The following is a 17487-nucleotide window of genomic DNA, read 5'->3' on the forward strand; positions in this document are numbered from 1 at the left end:
GACCCTACTGGGGTGATCAAGAGGGCCTCGGCGACCGGCTCGTGCGGTGACCGGTGCGGGCGGCCTCAGCGGCGCCGGCGCAGGGCCCGTACGGCGACGATCGCCGAGGCCACGGCCAGGGCGGCGGCGGGTGCCGCCCAGCGCAGCGGGGCCGGGGGTGCGACGGTCTGGGGCGCGGGCACGGGGGCGTAGCGGCCGCGGGGCGGGGCGTGGTCGACCTCTTCGGCGCTGCGCCCGATCATGGTCCGCCGCGCGTGCGCCGCCTCGGCGACGTCCTCGTCCTCGCCGTCCGCGTCCTCGCCGTCCTGGTCCAGGGGATCGAGCGGGGGGGACGGGCCACCGGCCGCGGGCCCGGGGCGGTCCCTCTCGGCCGGACCGGCGGAGGTTTCGTCGTCGGGGCCGGGACCGGAGGTCTCGTCGGACCCGGGGCGGGAAGTCCCGTCGGGGCCGGTCGCGCCGCCGGTGGAGGCTCCGCCCTTTCCACCGGCCGTGGCTGCCGGGTCGCCCTCGCCGTTGCCACCCGTCTGCTCGGGTGCCGTCTCCGCGAGGTGTTCCGCGAAACGGTTCAGCAGCCGGGTGACGGCGCCTTCCACCGCGTCCGCGGGGAGGTCCTTGATCCGGCCGTCGGCGGTGGCGGTCGCGTGGAACACCACCGTGCAGCCGTCCTCCGCCTCCCGCAGCGCGATCCGCAGGGCGAGCGTGACCGAGCCGCTGCCGCGCGACTCCTGCGCCGACCCGTCCAGGCCGTACGCGTCGGCGCCGCGCCGGGACACCCGCACGGTCCCCCGGTAGGTGACGGAGTGGCTGCCGACCCGGATCTTCAGCCGCCCGGCGACGGGCTCGGCTCCGGCGTCCTGCTGGAGCCCGGGCACCGCCCGGGCGACCCGCGCGGGGTCGTCCAGCACCTCCCTGAGCCGCTCGGCCGGAACCGGAACGAACACCTCGTGCTCCATGTCGACGGACTCTACCCAGCCGGGGCCGCATCGCACCCGCGCCCGATGAATTCGCCCCCGATCCGCCCCACCGGGCGTACCCTCCGGCTCCCGGCTCCCGGCTCCCGGCTCCCGGCCTCCGGCACCTGGTCTCCGCCCGGCCCCGCTGCGCCCCGCCTCAGTACCGCGGATGCAGAAGCGTCGACGCCGGCAGCCCCGCGATCCGCGTGAGGCGCGCCGCCCGTTCGCCCGCCGCGAGGGACGCGTCGGTGAGGACGAGGGGACGCGGCCCGTCCGGGTCGAGCCACAACCGCGGCCGGGTGCCGGCGGCGAGGACGAAACCCCAGTCCCGGGGCGCGCGGGAGCGGTCGGCGGGCGTGCGGTCGGGCCCGGCCGCGTAGCCGGCGTGCCGCCCGCCGGCCCGGTAGGGAGCGGTCGCGAGCCCGGCCGCGCGCAGCGTCGACTCCACCGTCCAGTACACCCGCGGGCTGGACCGCACCGGCCCGGCGTGCACCACGACACGGCCGCCCGGGGCCAGCACGCGCCGCGCCAGACCGTAGAACTCCTGCGAGTACAGCTTCGTGCTGGCCGTGATGCCCGGGTCGGGCAGATCCGAGACGACCACGTCGTACGCCGCCGGGGGCGCGCCGCGCAGCCAACCGAAGGCGTCCCCGGTCGTCACGCGCACGCGCGGGTCGCCGAACGCGTGCCGGTTCAGCGCGGACAGGCCCGGGTCGGTGCGGGCCAGCCGGACGACCTCCGCGTCGAGTTCGACGACGTCGACCCGGTCCACCCCCCGATGGCGCAGCACCTCGCGGGCCGCCAGCCCGTCGCCGCCGCCGAGGATCAGCACGCGCGCGTGCGGCCCGGCCATGGCGGGGTGGACCAGGGCCTCGTGATAGCGCCGTTCGTCCCGCTCGCTGACCCGCAGCCGCCCGTCCAGGAACAGGTCCAGGGGCCGCCCCTGCGTGCCTCCCTTGAGGACGACCTCCTGCACTCCGCTCTGCAGCGCCACGCGCACGTCCCCGCCGTACACGGCGTGCCGCGCGGCCCGTTCGAAGTCGTCGACGAGGACGGCTGCCGAGGCGAGGACCACCAGCACGAACGCGTTGCCCAGCACCAGCAGCCACCGCGCCCGCCGGGTCAGGTCCCGGCGGAACAGCCCGAGCACCAGCGCGCAGCCGACGACCGCGTTGACCGCGCCGGTGAGCAGCGCGCCCGTCAACTGCCCGAAGAGCGGCAGCAGCAGGAAGGGGAAGGCGAGCCCGCCGACCAGCGCGCCCACGTAGTCGGCGGCGAACAGGTCGGCCACGGCTCCGCCGGCGTCCTGGCGCCGGATGCGCTGGATCAGTTCCATCAGCAGCGGGACCTCGGCCCCGATGAGCAGTCCGGTGGCGAGGGAGAAGGCGACCAGGAGGCAGCGCGGCCCACTGGCCCAGACGCCGCCCCAGTCGCCGGTCCAGGCGAAGACGGCGTACAGGGCCATCGCGCTGCATCCGCCCACCAGGGCGAGGGTGGCCTCGACGGCGCCGAAGCCGGCCGCGGCGCGCGGGCGCAGCCGCTTCGCGGCCAGGGAGCCGAGGCCCATCGCGAAGACCATGACGGACAGCACGACCGACGCCTGGGTGACCGAGTCGCCCATCAAGTAGGAGGCGAGCGCGACCAGTTCCAGTTCGTACACGAGTCCGCAGGCCGCGCAGACGAACACGCCCGCGAGGACCAGGAACCGTCCGGTGCCGGGCCGCACGGGCAGGGGGGCCGGGCCACCGGGGCCGCCCCGGGCGCTCCAGTGCGGCGGGGAACCGGGCGGGGCGGGCGCGTGCGGCTCGATCACGCTGCGACGTTACGTCACGTCTCGATCGCGGTTCGTCACCCACACGTGTGGTGCTGGTTTACCGGGGAGCGGCGCCGGTACGAGACCGGGTCCGGCATCGCGGCCGCTCGGCGGGGGCGGTTCAGCAGGCCGCCACCGGCGCCGGGACGCGCACGCCCACCTTCGTCCGGGTCGCCACCAACTGCCCGTCCTGCGGGTAGGCGTGCCAGGTCCGCCAGTGCACCTGCCCTTCGTGGTGCTGGGCGAGCAGGGCCGTGAAGGCGTGCGGGCTGCCCGGGAAGACGCCGACGAGTCCGTGCGGATGGTCGGAGACCAGGGCCAGCAACTCCTGGGCGCGGCCCGCGAAGGAGCCCGGCGAGAGGACCTCGACCCGGGCCGCGAACTCGTACTCCCAGTCGCCCACCCGCTTGGCGACGCCGAGCGGGAGCGGGGTGCTGCTGCCCGGGATGCACGCCACCGTCTCCGAGCAGATGCCTCCCTCCTCCTCCAGCAGGACCTGGTGGGAGGCGCCGAGGAGGCGCAACTGCAGTTTGGTGCCCGCCAGTTCGAGGTCGAGGGTGGCCAGTGCGGGAAGCGGCTCGCGCCCCAGGGCCCAGGCGAGATCGGCCGCGCGCGTATCGGTGTAGGAGGTGTTCAGGGTCGTGAGCATGGATCGGCTCCGCAAGCACACAAGGAGAGGGAGGTGGGTCCGCTGCGCCCCGGTCGCACCGGGTGATTCGGCCCGGGTCAGCCCGGTCGGCCGGTTTCAGGAAGGTGTCCGCAAGACGTCCGAGAGGCTGCGTTGGTGACTTAGAGGGAATCATGAACTGTGGCGCCGCCACAGCGTTTTTACCCAAGTTCGTGGGGTTTCCATCCCTCAGAGGGCTCCACAGCTCAACTGTTCAACTACGGCGTGCGCCGGTGCCGGGGAGGCGTGCGCCGGTGCGCCGCATCGCGCGCCCGGAGCCGGGCCGGACCGCCATCGGGCTGCCATCGGGTCGCGCGGCCGGCTCGCGAAGTGGCGTGTTGACGCGCGCAGTTGCCCCCGTCACGGCGGCGGGGCCCGCCATCCGGGCCGTCTTGTCCGACAGACAGGTGAACGTGCCCGCACGCACGCGATATCGCCCGACAGATGTGCGGCGGATCCTCCGTTCGGGAACCCCGGACAGCGCGGACGCGGGGCCCGCCCCAGGTGCGGACCCCGCGCTCGGTGGTCGCGGCCTCCCCGTCGGGCCGTCGGCCGGCCCGGTCAGCTGCCTCCGCCGCCGCACCCCCCGCCACCGCCGCCGCAGGACGACCCGCCTCCGCAGGACGAGCCGCCGCCGCAGGAGCTGCCCCCGTGGTGGCCGTCGCCGCCGGACGAGCCGGAGTCTCCCCCGGCCCACCAGCTGCCGCTGCTGCCGCTGTCGTGACGCGTGGACGTGGACGCCGCCGCCCCGCGGCCGGCCGGCCGCGCCGGGCGGCGGGAACCGCCCCTGCGGGCGAGAGACACCAGCGCCCCCACGAAGAGGACTCCGATCACCGCCAGGATGATGCCGACGATCATGGCGCCACCCTCCTTCCGTTTCCCCCGAAGCGGCCCCCCGTGGGCGCCTCGCTCTTGCGTGACCGGGAGATGCCCTCCCGCCACGCGCGCCAAAGCAGAGTTGAGGAACTCCAGAGCTTCGGCGCAGGATGGCCGGCATGACCTCCAGCGCGCGCCCCCTCCTCAACCGCCGGCTCGCCGAGTTCGGGACGACGATCTTCGCCGAGATGTCGGCCCTGGCCCTGAGCACCGGGGCCATCAACCTCGGGCAGGGCTTCCCCGACACCGACGGCCCCGAGGAGGTCAGGGAGGCGGCCGTGCGGGCACTGCGGGACGGCCGCGGCAACCAGTACCCGCCCGGTCCCGGCGTCCCCGAGCTGCGCGCCGCGATCGCCGCCCACCAGCAGCGCCGCTACGGCCTGTCCTACGACCCCGACACCGAGGTCCTGGTCACCGCGGGCGCCACCGAGGCCATCGCGGCCGCCCTGCTGGCGCTGGTGGAGCCCGGCGACGAGGTGGTCGCCCTGGAGCCGTACTACGACTCCTACGCGGCGTGCGTCGCGATGGCGGGCGGGCGCCGGGTGCCGGTGACCCTGCGCGCGGACGTGGCGGAGGGCCGTTTCCGGCTGGATCTGGACGAGCTGCGCGCCGCCGTCACCGACCGCACCCGGCTGCTGCTGGTCAACACCCCGCACAACCCGACCGGCACGGTCCTCACCCGCGCGGAGCTGGCCGCCATCGCCGAGCTGGCGGTGGAGCGGGACCTGCTGGTGGTGACGGACGAGGTGTACGAGCACCTGGTCTTCGACGACGCCGAGCACGTGCCGCTGGCGGCGTTCCCGGGGATGCGCGAGCGCACGGTGACGATCTCGTCCGCCGGCAAGACGTTCTCGTTCACGGGCTGGAAGGTCGGCTGGGTGACGGCGGCGCCGGAGCTGGTCACGGCCGTCCGCTCGGCGAAGCAGTACCTGACGTACGTCTCGGCGGGCCCGTTCCAGTACGCGGTCGCCGAGGCGCTGGCGCTGCCCGAGTCGTACTTCACGGACTTCCGCGACGACCTGCTGGCCAAGCGGGACCTGCTGGCGGCGGGCCTGGAGGAGGCGGGGTTCCGGGTGTTCCGCCCCTCGGGCACGTACTTCGTCACCACCGACATCCGCCCCCTCGGCGAGACGGACGGCACCGCCTTCTGCCGCGCCCTGCCCGAACGCGCGGGCGTCGTCGCCATCCCCAACGCGGTCTTCTACGACCACCGCGACGAGGGCGCCCCGTTCGTGCGCTTCGCGTTCTGCAAGCGCACGGGGGTGCTGGAGGAGGCGGTGCGGCGGCTCAAGGGCGTCGCGGGCGGCTGACGCCCGAGGCGGCCGGACAGGGCCCGGAAAAGGCGGACGGCGCGTACGGCGCGCACCGGATGCGTGCGCGCCGACGCGCCGTGCGGGGCCGCTCGGGGGCCTACTCGTCGTCCTCGGGCTTCTCCGCCTCGTTGATCTCCTGCTCCAGGCCGAGCTGCTCGACGAGCCACTTGTCGAACTCGATCGCGGCGCGCACCCAGCTGACCGTCGAGGAGACGAAGTGCTCCAGGCTCACGCCCATGCCGATCAGCATCTGGGCCTCGCCGATGAGGCGGACCGTGCCGTCGTCGTGGGTGTGGCTGTAGACCTTGGGCCACAGGGTGCGGCGGTTCCAGTCGTCGATGGACTCGAGGATCTGCGGCTTGGCCTCGATCTCGTGGGGCCGGTCGTAGAACGTCCGCACGGAGAAGACCTGCTGGTCTCCCTCTCCACGGAACATGAAGTAGGTGCGGAACTGCTCCCACGGCGCCGCGAGGTCTCCCTCGTCGTCGACGACGTACTTGAGCTCCATCTGGTCGAGGAGCTGCTTCACGAGGTCCTGATCCGGGACGACGGGGCCCGCCGGTCCTTGGGGCTGCGGCTCGGGCTGGCCCCCGAAGTTCGGAATCGAGGACGGGTCGATGGTCACCGTGAATTTCCCTTCGTACGGATTCCGCCATCCTCCCCCATGCGGGGAGGGGGGTGGCAAGCCCCGACAGACCCTGTCAGCCCACGGCTGACACGATCCGGTCAACCGCAACCTCCGGGTGCCGCGGCCCGTCTCCCCCGACGGTGGACGAAGGGGTGGTGGCCATGGCGGCGACGGACCGGGGGCGTACCCGGTGGGGGTTGATCCTGCCGTTCCTGGCAGTGCCGGTGCTCGTACTCGGGTTCCTCGCCATCGGCCTTTTCATGTGGGCGGGAAGCGACGGGAGAGGGAGCGGGAACGGGGACGGCCGTGCCGGCGCGGCGGCCACGGTCCCCTGCGCCGAGGCCCTGGCCTTCGGCGGCGCCGTGCGTCCGGTGGCTGCCGAGGCGCGGGACTGCACGGTCCAGCGGGGCATCGACACCGCGTACGCGGCGGTGCTGCGCATGCCCCGCGCGGACGTGCGCGACTGGCTGCGTGCCACCTACCCGGACGCCCCGGAGCCGCAGACGGGGGGCGGCGTCTGCGGCGCGCTCTGCCTCGACGTGACCCACGAGGACGGTCTGCCGGGGACCGCACGGGCGCATGTGGTGCAGGTGCGGGTGGAGTACGAGAACGCCGAGACGGCGCTGGTGCGCTTCTCGGCGTTCACGATGTGACCCGCGGGAGGCCATGCGAGGGCCGGACCGCCTACGGCGTGCTGCCCGTGGCCGGGCCCACCAGGAGGCCGTCCTCGAAGCGGTCCACGCGGACCGTGTCGCCGTCCTTGATCTCCCCGGAGAGGATCTCCTTGGCGAGGCGGTCACCGATGGCCGACTGGACGAGCCGCCGCAGCGGCCGGGCCCCGTAGGCCGGGTCCAGGCCCTCCTCGGCGAGCCAGGCCAGCGCCTCGGGCGTGATGTCGAGGGTCAGCCGCCGCTCGGCGAGGCGCCGGGCCAGGCGGTCGATCTGGAGCTCGGCGATGCGCTCCAGCTCCGCCTTGGTCAGCGCGGCGAAGACGACCAGGTCGTCCAGGCGGTTGAGGAACTCCGGCTTGAAGGAGCTGCGCACCACCTCCAGCACCTGCTCCTTCTTCTCCGCCTCGCTGGTGATCGGGTCGACCAGGAACTGGCTGCCCAGGTTCGACGTGAGCACCAGGATCGTGTTGCGGAAGTCGACCGTGCGGCCCTGCCCGTCGGTCAGCCGGCCGTCGTCGAGCACCTGCAGCAGGATGTCGAAGACCTCGGGGTGGGCCTTCTCGACCTCGTCCAGCAGCACGACCGAGTACGGCCGCCTGCGCACCGCCTCGGTGAGCTGGCCGCCCTCCTCGTAGCCGACGTATCCGGGCGGGGCGCCGACGAGACGGGCCACGCTGTGCTTCTCGCTGTACTCCGACATGTCGATGCGGACCATCGCCCGCTCGTCGTCGAAGAGGAAGTCGGCGAGGGCCTTGGCCAGTTCCGTCTTGCCCACGCCGGTCGGGCCGAGGAAGAGGAAGGAGCCGGTCGGCCGGTCGGGGTCGGCGATGCCGGCCCGGCTGCGGCGCACCGCGTCGGACACCGCGCGCACGGCCTCGCCCTGGCCGATGAGCCGCTTGCCCAGCTCGTCCTCCATGCGCAGCAGCTTCTGCGTCTCGCCCTCCATCAGCCGCCCGGCGGGGATGCCGGTCCAGGAGGCGACGACGTCGGCGATGTCGTCGGCGCCGACCTCCTCCTTGACCATCGTGTCCTTCGCGACCTCCTCCTCCGCCTCGGAGGCGGCCTCCAGGTCGCGCTCCAGGGCCGGGATCTCGCCGTAGAGCAGCTTGGAGGCGGTGTCGAAGTCGCCGTCGCGCTGGGCGCGCTCGGCCTGGCCGCGCAGTTCGTCGAGCTTCTCCTTCAGCTCACCGACGCGGTTGAGGGACTGCTTCTCCTTCTCCCAGCGGGCGGTGAGGCCGCGCAGCTCCTCCTCCTTGTCGGCGAGGTCGCGGCGCAGCTTCTCCAGGCGCTCGCGGGAGGCCGCGTCGGTCTCCTTGCCGATGGCCAGCTCCTCCATCTTCAGCCGGTCGACGGCGCGCTGCAGTTCGTCGATCTCGACGGGCGAGGAGTCGATCTCCATGCGCAGCCGGGAGGCGGCCTCGTCGACGAGGTCGATGGCCTTGTCGGGCAGGAAGCGGGAGGTGATGTACCGGTCGGACAGGGTGGCGGCGGCGACGAGCGCGCTGTCGGCGATCTGCACCTTGTGGTGGGCCTCGTAGCGGCCCTTGAGTCCGCGCAGGATCGCGATGGAGTCCTCGACGGTCGGCTCGGCGACCAGCACCTGCTGGAAGCGCCGCTCCAGGGCGGGGTCCTTCTCGATCCGCTCGCGGTACTCGTCGAGGGTCGTCGCGCCGACCATGCGCAGCTCGCCGCGGGCCAGCATGGGCTTGAGCATGTTGCCGGCGTCCATGGCGGAGTCGCCGCCGGCACCGGCGCCCACGACGGTGTGCAGCTCGTCGATGAAGGTGATGATCTGGCCGTCGGAGTCCTTGATCTCGGCCAGGACGGTCTTCAGACGCTCCTCGAACTCGCCCCGGTACTTGGCGCCCGCGACCATCGCGCCGAGGTCGAGCGCGACGAGCCGCTTGTCCTTGAGCGACTCGGGCACGTCGCCCTTGACGATCCGCTGGGCGAGTCCCTCGACGACGGCGGTCTTGCCGACGCCGGGCTCGCCGATCAGCACCGGGTTGTTCTTGGTGCGCCGCGACAGCACCTGCACCACGCGGCGGATCTCCTGGTCCCGGCCGATGACCGGGTCGAGCTTGCCCTCGCGCGCGGCGGCGGTGAAGTCGGTCCCGAACTTCTCCAGGGCCTTGTACTGGCCCTCGGGGTCGGCGGTGGTCACGCGGCGCTGTCCTCGCGTCTTCTGGAAGGCGGCCTGGAGCTTCCTGGCGTCGGCGCCCTGCCGGGAGAGCACCTCGCCGGCCGCGCCGCCCTTGGCGGCGATGCCGATGAGCAGGTGTTCCGTGGAGAGGTACTCGTCGCCGAGCTCCTTGGCGCGTGACTGCGCGTCGGCGACGACGGCGAGCATCTCGCGGTTGGGCTGGGGCGGCGCGACGGTCGACCCGGTGACGCTGGGCAGCCCGGCGAGCACGCGCTCGGCGCCGGAGCGCACGGCGGCCTGGTCGGCGTCGACCGCGGCGAGCAGGTCGGTGATGTTCTCGTTGTCCTGCCCCTGGAGCAGTGCGAGGAGCAGGTGGGCGGGCGTGAGGTCGGGGTGGCCCTCGGTCACGGCCCGGTTGCTGGCAGCGTTGATCGCGTCCCGGCTCCGGTTGGTCAGCTCGGCGTCCACGTTCGCGTTCTCCTCCTTGCACTGACCCGAACGACGTACACAAAGTTGAGTCTACTCCACTCAAGGACGGCGCGGGGAGGGTGCGGGGGTTAAGTTCCGGGCCATGGCGACCAAGTACTCCGTCGATCCGGGTGCCCCGGACCCGTCGTATCTCGGCTTCTGGCGGGAACGGCACCTGTGCACCCTGACGACGCTCCGCCCGGACGGCACTCCGCACGTGGTACCCGTCGGGGTCACCTACGATCCCGCGGCCCGGCTCGCCCGGGTGATCACGAACAGGACCAGCGCGAAGGTGCGGCACGTGCTGGCCGCCGGGGACGAGGGGGCGGCGGTCGCGGTCTGCCAGCTGGAGGGCAGGCGCTGGGCGACACTGGAGGGCCGGGCCTTCGTCCGCACGGAACCGGAGCGGGTGGCGGACGCGGAGCGCCGCTACGCGGAGCGCTACGGGCGGACCCCGTCGCCGAATCCGTCGCGCGTGGTCATCGAGATCGCGCTGACGCGGGCACTGGGGCGCGGTTGAGGGAAGTGAACATCCACACCGGTGATCGATGGGTTCCGGCCACCCGTGAGCCGGGCCGATGCCCGGACATGTCCCCAAAAACTGCAGCGGCGTCACCGTGTTCAGGTCACGGTGACGCCGCTGCGGGGGGAAGCACCTGAGCGATCTGTTACGACGGGGGAATCGCGTCAGGCACTGCGGGGGGTGGCAGAGATGGTCCGCGGGACAGGGGAGTCGGCCTCCACCTGCTGATGGTCCCGCTGGTCCAGGTTCACAAAGATCATTCCGTACCGTACGGCACAGCGCACTGGCTGCGGCGCCCCCCGAGGCCGCCGCAGACACCGGTAGGCCCGTACGTCTCCGTCCTCGTCCCGCGTGACGACGACCGGCTCGCCGAACACGGTCACCATCAGCGAGTCACCGCTGTGGGGGATGGCGGTGACCAGGTCGATGAAGTGCCAGCCGGAGCGGTAGGCGGTGGCCATTTCACGGCGGAAGGAGCGGTCGTCGGGTGGAGTGGTCACGGTCGGCTCCCCGCCCCGTCGACCCCGGGGTTCGGCCACTGGGTGTTGTCAGCGACTGCCGCGTTCACCGCCACCGCCGGCCACTGCGTGTTCGCCCGAGTTCCGCTCTCCTCATCGGAGAAGCCGCTCAGTGCAACGAGCGCTACGACGGCGGAGAAGGCGGCGACAAGCACCGAGCGAAGCATTTTGTTACGCATAGTCGGCTTCGTCCTCACTTGAAGGTCCCCTTTTCCCCCGTCGAGTACGACGATGGCTCATTCGGGCACGTCATGGCCACACAATCGATGCATCATGTTCCTGCATGTTCAGGACCCTGGGGGGTGGAGATTTGGCAACGAATCCGACAAGTGAGACACATCCCCATGCGATGACCCAGTGGTGCGAGGAGGGCGGCCGTCTGTATGCCGCCGCCCTGCGTACCGGACGTATCGCACGAGCGGAAGTGGAGTCGGCGCCCTGCCTGGTGGAATTCGACCTCCTCCACCCCGATCCGGACGACCCCGACTGGCTGCGTCCGGTGCCCCCGGTCGTCGCCCTGTCGCGGCAGCTCGGTCCGCTGGAGAACGAGATCGCCGAGCGCAGGCGCCAGGCCGTGAACCTGGCGGAGACCTTCCAGCCGTTCATGGCCATGGGTACCCACACGGCGTCCAGCGACTCCATCACGGTGCTCGAGGGCGGCGAACGCATCAACGCCGCCCTCAACCTGGCCACCGCCCAGTGCCAGGCGGAACTGCTGACCGTGCAGCCCAGTGACCGGGTCTCCGAGAGCAGCCTGCTGCGCAGCCTGGAACGGGACAAGCCCTTGATCGAACGCGGCGTCAAGGTCCGGAGTCTGTACCAGCACACCGCTCGGTACAACCCCGAGAAACTGGCCTATGTGGCGCGGCTGTCGGAGGGGAAGGTGGAGTACCGCACCATCGACGAACTGGTCGAGCGCCTGATCATCTGCGACGAGACGGTCGCCTTCATCCCCGCGCGCGACGACCAGCAGGTCGCCCTGGAGCTGCGCCACCCCGGGCTCGTGCGCTACCTCATCAAGGTCTTCGAGTACCTCTGGGACCGTGCGGTGCCCATGAGCACCGGCGCCCCCTACGAGGCGGCGTCCCACGGCATCACCGAGATCCAGCACTCCATCGCCAAACTCCTGGTGGAAGGCCATGTGGACGAGGCCATCGCCCGCCGCCTCGGCATGAACGTCCGCACCTGCCGGGCCCACATAGCCAAGCTGGCGTCGGCCCTGGGCAGCGGCAGCCGGGCCCAGCTCGGCTATCTCATCGCCCAGTCGGGGATCCTGCGGCAGGACCACTGAACGGCAGGCCGGCGGCCCCTCGCCGCCCTCCTCGTCGAGGGCACCACATCGCCGAGCCCGCCACGACGCCGGGCAGCCGGAACAGGGCTCGACCCGGCTGTCTCATCGGGCGGTCCCGGATCCTCGACCCGGAACACTGACCGGCCGCGCGGCCGCCGAGGGCGGGGGCCCGTCCAGGCCGGCCTGGGCGATGCGCACGCCCAGTTGCGTACGGCTCGCCGCCCCCAGCGTCTCCGACAGCCGCGCGATGTGCGCCCGGCAGGTACGGACGCTGATCCCCAGGCGCTCCGCGATCACCGCGTCCTGGTGGCCCTCCGCGAGCAGCGCCGCGATCGACTGCTCCCGGTGGGAGATGCCCTCGATGCCCGTGTCGGGCAGCGGGGCGGTCAACGGGATCGCCAGGCGCCACAGCCGCTCGAAGACCGTGACCAGGTACTCGATCAGCGCGGGGTGGCGCAGCTCCAGCGCCATCGTGCGGTCGGTGTTGGCGGGGATGAACGCCACCGTCCGGTCGAACAGGATCAGCCGGTCGATGACCTCGTCCAGCGTGCGCGCCTCGACCGCGTCGCCCATCAGCTCCAGATACGTGAGCAACCCCTGCCCATGCCGGGCGACATGGGTGTACAGGTCCCGCATCCGCACCCCGCGGCCGCGCAGCGCCAGTGCCCGGTGCAGCCCCTCGGACAGCTCCGCCTCGCGGCGGATGCCGCCCGGCTGCACCGTGAGCACCTCGGTCGTGCAGGCCTGGGTCGCCTCGTCCATCGCGGCCTGGATCCGGGCGAGTCCGTCGAGGACGCGGATCGCCGGGCCCTCCGCGGCCGCCGCGGCCGGCCGCACCTGGCGGTCCAGCCCGGCGTACCGCTCGAACGCGGCCACGGCCGAGCCCACCCGCCGCTGGCTGGCGCTGACCTCGTCGTACATCCCGCGCAGCAGCCGGGTCATGACCTCCTGCGGAGAGGTCGGCACCAGCCAGTCCATGTCGTCCGGGTCCGGGTGCAGCAGGGCGAGTTCCAGCAGGCAGGGCACCGGCTCCGCGTCACGGCGTGCGACCCGGCCCCGGCGCACGGCCCGGGAATACACGCGATCCCCGGCCTCGCACAGTCGGTCGGCACCGTGAGGATGCTCTTCCGTCCCGTGCCCGGCCATCGCCCATCCCACCCCCGGTCGCGCCGTCTTCCGCAGCGCAACTATGCGCGGCCGGGACCTGCTCCGCAACACGGCTCCTCCGGGCCCGAGTTCCGTTTTCCTCCGGTCGGTCCGTGAATCCGCTCGCTGCCGCCCGGCCCGTCCCCGACGCGGGGGGTGCCGTGCCGGCGGCCGATGTGCGACCTTTTGTGACCACGGGACGGGCCCGCCTGCCCGGCGAGGGGGAGAGATGAACGACCCGGGGGAAGCGGCCGGCCCGCGGCGTCTGCCCGCCGTCGACGCGCTGCGGGGCTTCGCCCTGCTGGGCATCCTGGTGGTCAACAGCGCGCAGATGATGAGCCCCTGGGAGGCGGAGGGGTTCCGCGACCCCGGCGCGACACCCGTGGACCACGTCGCCGTCTGGCTCGTCACGGCGCTGGCGTCGAGCAAGTTCTACCTGCTGTTCTCGTTCCTGTTCGGCTACAGCTTCACGCTGCAGGCCGTCGCCGCCGAGCGGGACGGCGGCAGCGTCACCGCGCGCTTCCTGCGCCGCTCCCTGGGCCTGGTGCTCCTCGGCCTGGCGCACGCCGTCCTGCTGTACACCGGCGACATCCTCCTGGCCTACGGCCTGCTGGGCCCGATCCTGCTGGGCGCGCGGCGGATCGCACCGGCCACGGCCGTGAAGGCCGCCGCCTGGATCTACGGCGTGTTCGGCGCCGTCCTCCTCGCGCTGGGGGCGCTCACCGCGGCGGTCAACGAGCCGGAACCGGTACCGCACGGGGCCGTCGCCCGGGCCGTGGCGGCCTACCGCGGCACGGCCGGCACGGTCGTGGCGGAGAACCTGGACCGGCTGCCGCTCACGTTCGCCGCAGCGCTGCTCATGGCCCCGGGCGTGCTCGCCGCGTTCCTGCTCGGCCTGGCGGCGGGGCAGCGGCGCCTGCTGGCGCCCGGCGGGGTGACCCGGTCCCGGCTGCGGCGCACCGCGGCCCTGGGACTGGCCGTCGGCGTCCCGGGGGCGGTCTTCTTCGCCTCCGCCGCCCAGGGGCCGCTGCACGACCGCTGGCACCTCCTGGGCATCGCCGTGGGCACCCTGACGGCACCGGCCCTGTCGGCCGCGTACGCGTGCCTGCTGCTGCTCGTGCCGGCCTCCCCGCGCGGGGAGCGGGTGCGGCGGCTCTTCGTCCCGGCGGGCCGCCTGGCGCTGACGAACTACCTCGGGCAGTCCCTGGTCGTCATGTGCGTGGCGACGGCGTACGGACTGTCCCTGTACGGCCGGCTGGGAGCGGCCGCCGTGCTGCTGCTCGCCCTCGCCGTGTACGCGCTCCAGCTGGCCCTCAGCACGGTGTGGCTGCGGCGCTTCCGGCACGGGCCCGCCGAGTGGCTGCTGAGGGCGGTCACCCTGGCGGGGCGTCCGGGCGGGCCCCGCACGCCCCGGAGGCCCCGCACGCCCCGGACGCCGGAACCGGCTAGTTGAGGCCGGCCGCCTCGCACGCCGCCTTGTACTTGGCCGTGCAGATGTCCGACAGCTTGTAGATGTCGTCGGCCACGACCGTGTCCGCGATGTTCTTCTTGGTCAGCGCGACCACCGGCACGAGCTGGGCGGGGATGCCCTTGTGGGTGGGGCTGTCGACCTTGTCGCGGGTGAGGGCGGCGAACTGGATGTCGCGGCCCTGGACCTTGGCGACGGCCATCTCGGCGGCGTTCTCCGCCTCCTGCGGGTACGACTTGTAGACGCTCATGTACTGCTCGCCGGCGAGGATCCGCTGCACGGCGGCGAGTTCCGCGTCCTGGCCGGTGATCGGCGGCAGGTCGGTGACGCCCGCGGCCTTCAGGGCCTTGACGATGCCGCCGGCCATGCCGTCGTTGGCCGAGTAGACGGCGGCGATGTCGTCCTTGCCGATCTTCGCGATCGCCTCGGCCATGTTGGCCTCGGCGTTCTCCGGCTTCCAGTCCTTGGTGTCGAAGGACTGCGCGATCGTCACCTTGCCGTTGAGCTCGGACATCGCCCCGGCCTTGAACTGCTTGGCGTTGGGGTCCGTCGACGAGCCGTTCATCATGACGATCTTGTCGGTGAGGGAGGCGTCCTCACCGATGGCCTCCAGCAGGGAGCGGCCCTGCACCTCGCCGACCAGTTCGTTGTCGAAGGAGATGTACGCCTCGATCGGGCCCTCGGCCAGCCGGTCGTAGGCGATGACCGGGATGCCGGCCTCCTTGGCCTTCTTCACGCCGTCGGCGATGGCGTGCGAGTCGACCGCGTCCAGCAGGATCACGTCGACCCGGTCGTCGATCATCTGCTGCAGCTGGCTCGCCTGCTTGCCGGCGTCGGCCTCGGCGTTGGCGTACTCGACGCGTCCCTTGTCGTTGGTGAGGGACTCGACCTTCCGCTTGATGATCGGGTAGTCGAAGTTCTCGTAGCGCGTGTTCGCCTTCTCCGGCAGCAGCAGGCCCACCGTGATGTCGTCGCCCTTGGTCGGGCTCGCGTCGTCACTGCTCCCGGTCGCGTTGAGCACGCCGCAGCCGGCGAGCGTGGCGGAGATCGTGGCGGCGGCCACGGATATGGCGATACGACGACGCATGCGGAAGCTCACTTCGCGTGTGATTCGGACGTGGGCACAGCATTGCGGCCCATGTGTCTGAAAAGACAACGCGGACGCGCCCCCCAGCGTCAAGCGGAACCACTTAACGAGATGGCAACACCACGCTCCGCAGTAGTTGTGAAGACTCTGCGGAATCATCTTCAAGTGCCCTGCACCACAGGGTCATCGGCGGGAGACCGGTCGAAAGCGCCACAAGGCGCGCGAAAGGGACCGGGAGTCAACTCCCGGTCCCTTCCCCGTGCTTGCGCGCCCCGGCGCCTCAGTCGGACTGCTGCTGCCGCTTCGGCCGCCACACCACCAGCGCGCTGGTCTGCTGCACCTCCTGGTACGGCACCAGATCCCGGCGGTACGACGCGTGCACCGCCGCCTCGCGCTGGCGCATCGCCGCCGCCGCGCCGTCGAGCGCGTCCTCCAGCTCGGCCACCCGGGACTGGAGGGCCGCGACCTGGTTCTCCAGTTCGATGATGCGCTTGATTCCGGCCAGATTGATGCCCTCGTCCTGCGACAACTGCTGCACCTGGCGGAGCAGTTCGATGTCGCGGGCCGAGTAGCGGCGGCCCCGGCCGGCCGTGCGGTCCGGGGACACCAGGCCCAGACGGTCGTACTGGCGCAGGGTCTGCGGGTGCAGGCCGGACAGCTGGGCCGCCACCGAGATGACGTAGACCGGGGTCTCCTCGGTCAGTTCATACGGGTTGCGTCGACGACCGTCCATCTGACTCATGCTCCCTTCGCGGCCTGGAACAGCTCCGCCCGCGGATCCTCACCCGCGGTCGCCTCGCGATACGCCTCGAGTGCGTCACGAGCCTTCCCCGTCACGTCCTTCGGGACACTCACCTCGACGGTGACCAGGAGGTCGCCGCGGGTGCCGTCCTTGCGGACCGCGCCCTTGCCCCGGGCGCGCATCGTACGGCCGTTCGGCGTGCCGGGGGGCAGCTTCAGCGTGACGGGCGGGCCGCCCAGCGTCGGCACCCGGACCTCGCCGCCGAGGGCCGCCTCCGTGAAGGTGACCGGGACGGTGACGGTGAGGTTGTCGTCCTTGCGGCCGAACACCGGGTGGGAGTCGACGTGCACGACCACGTACAGGTCGCCCGCCGGGCCGCCGCGCTCGCCCGGCGCGCCCTTGCCGCGCAGCCGGATCCGCTGGCCGTCGCTGACGCCCGCCGGGATGCGCACCTGCATGGTCCGCGAGGACTTGGCCCGGCCGCTGCCCTTGCAGACGTCGCAGGGGGTCTCCGCGATCAGGCCGCGGCCCTTGCAGTCCGGGCAGGGGTCGGTGAGGGAGAAGCCGCCGCCGCTGCCCCGGGCGACCTGCCCGGTGCCGACGCAGGTCGGGCACACGCGCGGCGTGCCGTTCTTGTCGCCGGTGCCCGAACAGGCCTTGCAGGGCGACTGCGAGGACATGCGCAGCGGGACGGTCGCGCCCTCGATGGCCTCGGTGAAGCTGAGCGTCACCTCGGACTCGATGTCCTGGCCGCGCCGGGGCTGGGTCCGCGTGCCCGGGCCGGCGCCGCCGCGGTTGAACAGGCCCCCGAAGACGTCACCGAGTCCGCCGCCGAAGCCGCCGGCGCCCTGACCCCCCTGGCCGCCCCCGAAGAGGTCGCCCAGGTCGAAGTTGAAGGAGCCGCCCGCGCCGCCGGGCCCCGGGCGGAAGCCGCCGTTGCCGAAGAGCGCGCGCGCCTCGTCGTACTCCTTGCGCTTCTTGGGGTCGCCGAGGACGTCGTTGGCCTCGGAGATCTCCTTGAAGCGCTCCTCGGCCTTGACGTTTCCCTTGTTGGCGTCCGGGTGGAACTCGCGGGCGAGCTTCCGGTACGCCTTCTTGATCTCGGCCTCGGTGGCGTCCTTGGGGACGCCGAGGACCTTGTAGTAGTCCTTCTCGATGAAGTCCTTGGTGCTCATCCTCG

16 protein-coding genes are annotated in these 17487 nt (G+C 72.5%); 5 read left to right on the forward strand and 11 right to left on the reverse strand.

Going from position 1 to position 17487, the window contains the following annotated elements; all coding sequences use genetic code 11:
- Positions 1 to 65: 65 nt before the first annotated feature.
- The 4 genes from ACIGAN_RS09600 to ACIGAN_RS09615 all read right to left on the reverse strand — a co-directional run bounded on the left by ACIGAN_RS09600 (position 66) and on the right by ACIGAN_RS09615 (position 4291).
- A complete protein-coding gene (locus ACIGAN_RS09600; protein ID WP_399856437.1) occupies positions 66 to 953 on the reverse strand; it encodes an SRPBCC family protein in 888 nt (295 codons plus the stop codon).
- Positions 954 to 1110: 157 nt separating this feature from the next.
- Positions 1111 to 2766, reverse strand: coding sequence for a polyamine aminopropyltransferase (locus ACIGAN_RS09605; protein ID WP_399856439.1), 1656 nt, complete (start codon positions 2764 to 2766; stop codon positions 1111 to 1113).
- Between the two features lie 121 nt (positions 2767 to 2887).
- Positions 2888 to 3415 (reverse strand): DUF2617 family protein, encoded by a 528-nt coding sequence (locus ACIGAN_RS09610; RefSeq protein WP_365739455.1) that lies wholly within the window; start codon positions 3413 to 3415, stop codon positions 2888 to 2890.
- Between the two features lie 579 nt (positions 3416 to 3994).
- Positions 3995 to 4291, reverse strand: a complete 297-nt coding sequence (locus ACIGAN_RS09615) for a hypothetical protein (RefSeq protein WP_365090638.1) — start codon at positions 4289 to 4291, stop codon at positions 3995 to 3997.
- A 128-nt stretch (positions 4292 to 4419) separates the two neighbouring features.
- On the opposite strand from ACIGAN_RS09615, the gene ACIGAN_RS09620 reads away from it, so the two are divergent.
- The gene (locus ACIGAN_RS09620; RefSeq protein ID WP_365739448.1) at positions 4420 to 5619 is read left to right on the forward strand and encodes a pyridoxal phosphate-dependent aminotransferase; all 1200 of its coding nucleotides are present in this window, start codon (positions 4420 to 4422) and stop codon (positions 5617 to 5619) included.
- Positions 5620 to 5719: 100 nt separating this feature from the next.
- On the opposite strand, the gene ACIGAN_RS09625 is transcribed toward ACIGAN_RS09620, so the two are convergent.
- A complete protein-coding gene (locus ACIGAN_RS09625; protein ID WP_037765125.1) occupies positions 5720 to 6247 on the reverse strand; it encodes a YbjN domain-containing protein in 528 nt (175 codons plus the stop codon).
- Positions 6248 to 6411: 164 nt separating this feature from the next.
- Between ACIGAN_RS09625 and ACIGAN_RS09630 the strand changes: the two genes are divergently transcribed.
- A complete protein-coding gene (locus ACIGAN_RS09630) occupies positions 6412 to 6903 on the forward strand; it encodes a hypothetical protein (RefSeq protein WP_399856441.1) in 492 nt (163 codons plus the stop codon).
- Between the two features lie 31 nt (positions 6904 to 6934).
- Here the strand turns inward: ACIGAN_RS09630 and clpB are convergent, their stop codons facing one another.
- The gene (clpB, locus tag ACIGAN_RS09635) at positions 6935 to 9532 is read right to left on the reverse strand and encodes an ATP-dependent chaperone ClpB (protein WP_399856443.1); all 2598 of its coding nucleotides are present in this window, start codon (positions 9530 to 9532) and stop codon (positions 6935 to 6937) included.
- 103 nt (positions 9533 to 9635) lie between these two features.
- Here clpB and ACIGAN_RS09640 point away from each other — a divergent pair, with 103 nt between their 5' ends.
- Positions 9636 to 10052, forward strand: coding sequence for a pyridoxamine 5'-phosphate oxidase family protein (locus ACIGAN_RS09640; protein WP_399856445.1), 417 nt, complete (start codon positions 9636 to 9638; stop codon positions 10050 to 10052).
- 167 nt (positions 10053 to 10219) lie between these two features.
- Here ACIGAN_RS09640 and ACIGAN_RS09645 read toward each other — a convergent pair whose 3' ends face one another.
- Positions 10220 to 10555 (reverse strand): hypothetical protein, encoded by a 336-nt coding sequence (locus tag ACIGAN_RS09645; protein ID WP_094054633.1) that lies wholly within the window; start codon positions 10553 to 10555, stop codon positions 10220 to 10222.
- A gap of 367 nt (positions 10556 to 10922) precedes the next feature.
- On the opposite strand from ACIGAN_RS09645, the gene ACIGAN_RS09650 reads away from it, so the two are divergent.
- Positions 10923 to 11864 (forward strand): helix-turn-helix transcriptional regulator, encoded by a 942-nt coding sequence (locus ACIGAN_RS09650; protein WP_365090572.1) that lies wholly within the window; start codon positions 10923 to 10925, stop codon positions 11862 to 11864.
- A 102-nt stretch (positions 11865 to 11966) separates the two neighbouring features.
- On the opposite strand, the gene ACIGAN_RS09655 is transcribed toward ACIGAN_RS09650, so the two are convergent.
- Positions 11967 to 13010: a helix-turn-helix transcriptional regulator gene (locus tag ACIGAN_RS09655; protein ID WP_365739442.1), complete on the reverse strand. Its 1044-nt coding sequence runs from the start codon at positions 13008 to 13010 to the stop codon at positions 11967 to 11969.
- Positions 13011 to 13239: 229 nt separating this feature from the next.
- Between ACIGAN_RS09655 and ACIGAN_RS09660 the strand changes: the two genes are divergently transcribed.
- Positions 13240 to 14463, forward strand: a complete 1224-nt coding sequence (locus ACIGAN_RS09660) for a DUF418 domain-containing protein (protein ID WP_365739440.1) — start codon at positions 13240 to 13242, stop codon at positions 14461 to 14463.
- Here ACIGAN_RS09660 and ACIGAN_RS09665 read toward each other — a convergent pair.
- The 3 genes from ACIGAN_RS09665 to dnaJ all read right to left on the reverse strand — a co-directional run bounded on the left by ACIGAN_RS09665 (position 14456) and on the right by dnaJ (position 17482).
- Positions 14456 to 15565, reverse strand: coding sequence for a sugar ABC transporter substrate-binding protein (locus tag ACIGAN_RS09665; protein WP_399856448.1), 1110 nt, complete (start codon positions 15563 to 15565; stop codon positions 14456 to 14458). The two genes, ACIGAN_RS09660 and ACIGAN_RS09665, sit on opposite strands and share 8 nt — an antisense overlap.
- 280 nt (positions 15566 to 15845) lie before the next feature.
- On the reverse strand, positions 15846 to 16298 hold the full coding sequence (locus ACIGAN_RS09670) for a heat shock protein transcriptional repressor HspR (RefSeq protein ID WP_351354506.1): 453 nt from the start codon (positions 16296 to 16298) through the stop codon (positions 15846 to 15848).
- A 5-nt stretch (positions 16299 to 16303) separates the two neighbouring features.
- On the reverse strand, positions 16304 to 17482 hold the full coding sequence (gene dnaJ, locus ACIGAN_RS09675) for a molecular chaperone DnaJ (RefSeq protein ID WP_365090559.1): 1179 nt from the start codon (positions 17480 to 17482) through the stop codon (positions 16304 to 16306).
- Positions 17483 to 17487: the final 5 nt, after the last annotated feature.

The sequence above is a fragment of the Streptomyces sp. NPDC085931 genome (genome assembly GCF_044540565.1).
Lineage (GTDB): Bacteria > Actinomycetota > Actinomycetes > Streptomycetales > Streptomycetaceae > Streptomyces.

Coding starts and splice junctions, on each gene's coding strand:
- ACIGAN_RS09655 (WP_365739442.1), bottom strand. CDS start 13,010: ATGGCCGGGCACGGGACGGAAGAGCATCCTCACGGTGCCGACCGACTG.
- ACIGAN_RS09650 (WP_365090572.1), top strand. CDS start 10,923: ATGACCCAGTGGTGCGAGGAGGGCGGCCGTCTGTATGCCGCCGCCCTG.
- ACIGAN_RS09610 (WP_365739455.1), bottom strand. CDS start 3,415: ATGCTCACGACCCTGAACACCTCCTACACCGATACGCGCGCGGCCGAT.
- ACIGAN_RS09615 (WP_365090638.1), bottom strand. CDS start 4,291: ATGATCGTCGGCATCATCCTGGCGGTGATCGGAGTCCTCTTCGTGGGG.
- ACIGAN_RS09665 (WP_399856448.1), bottom strand. CDS start 15,565: ATGCGTCGTCGTATCGCCATATCCGTGGCCGCCGCCACGATCTCCGCC.
- ACIGAN_RS09660 (WP_365739440.1), top strand. CDS start 13,240: ATGAACGACCCGGGGGAAGCGGCCGGCCCGCGGCGTCTGCCCGCCGTC.
- dnaJ (WP_365090559.1), bottom strand. CDS start 17,482: ATGAGCACCAAGGACTTCATCGAGAAGGACTACTACAAGGTCCTCGGC.
- ACIGAN_RS09600 (WP_399856437.1), bottom strand. CDS start 953: ATGGAGCACGAGGTGTTCGTTCCGGTTCCGGCCGAGCGGCTCAGGGAG.
- ACIGAN_RS09640 (WP_399856445.1), top strand. CDS start 9,636: ATGGCGACCAAGTACTCCGTCGATCCGGGTGCCCCGGACCCGTCGTAT.
- ACIGAN_RS09670 (WP_351354506.1), bottom strand. CDS start 16,298: ATGGACGGTCGTCGACGCAACCCGTATGAACTGACCGAGGAGACCCCG.
- ACIGAN_RS09630 (WP_399856441.1), top strand. CDS start 6,412: ATGGCGGCGACGGACCGGGGGCGTACCCGGTGGGGGTTGATCCTGCCG.
- ACIGAN_RS09620 (WP_365739448.1), top strand. CDS start 4,420: ATGGCCGGCATGACCTCCAGCGCGCGCCCCCTCCTCAACCGCCGGCTC.